The organism is Aminobacter sp. P4_D5 (assembly GCF_056401815.1).
Map to the genome: position 1 here is coordinate 1 of NZ_JBFUIP010000644.1, position 746 is coordinate 746.

At 72.0% G+C, this 746-nt stretch carries 1 protein-coding gene; it reads right to left on the reverse strand.

Features of this window, described 5'->3' with window-relative positions; all coding sequences use genetic code 11:
* Positions 1–112: 112 nt before the first annotated feature.
* The coding region (locus tag AC1DWF_RS34060) for a metallophosphoesterase (protein ID WP_476842902.1) at positions 113–746 on the reverse strand (634 nt) is incomplete at its 5' end.

The window sequence follows — 746 nt, forward strand, 5'->3', positions numbered from 1 at the left end:
GCGCGGAGCTGCTGGCCAATCCGGAGCTGTGGAAGACGCGCTGAGCCGTGCCCAAGCGGGATGACCGAAGGCGCTTTTGCGCCGGAGGTCTGAATCCCGCGCCCAGCAAAGCTCAGGGCAACGGCAGGTCGAGCCAGGACAGGTGCCCACCCTTGCCGGAGCCGGTGTCCATGAAGATGGCCTCGCCGCCGGCGCGACCCTGCGTGGACCAGGGACGCCCGTCCGTCGAGCGCTGATCGTGGCCGCAATAGACGGTGATCCCCGCGGGGATGGAATCCACCCAGTGCAGCAGCCGCTCGGGATAGCCGTCGCCCTGCGTGCGGCCCGTCACCTGGCCGAAGAGCGCACGCGATACCATGTTGTCCGGCCGGCGCGTGCCGGCCTCGCGCGGCGGCGCCTCAAACAGCATGCCCGGCTGGACGGCGGCGTGGACGAAGACCCAGGGACCGAGCCGCCACCAGGCGGGCGCGCGGCCGATCTCGGCGATGGCACGCTCAGCCAGCTCGGCGCCGTCGGGCGCGGCGTCGAGCTGCTCCAGCGTGCGCGGTGTCGCCTCGGCGGGGCTGCGCACGCGGTTGCCCACGAGGGCGCGGCGAAGCTTGTGGTCGTGGTTGCCGAGCAGGAACATGCCGGACTGGGCATCCAGCAGCGCGAAGATGTCGCGCAGGACGCCGGGCGCGTCCGGGCCGTAGTCGGTGAGGTCGCCGAGCTGGAGCAGGAAGAGGTCGGCATTGCAGGCCCCGATG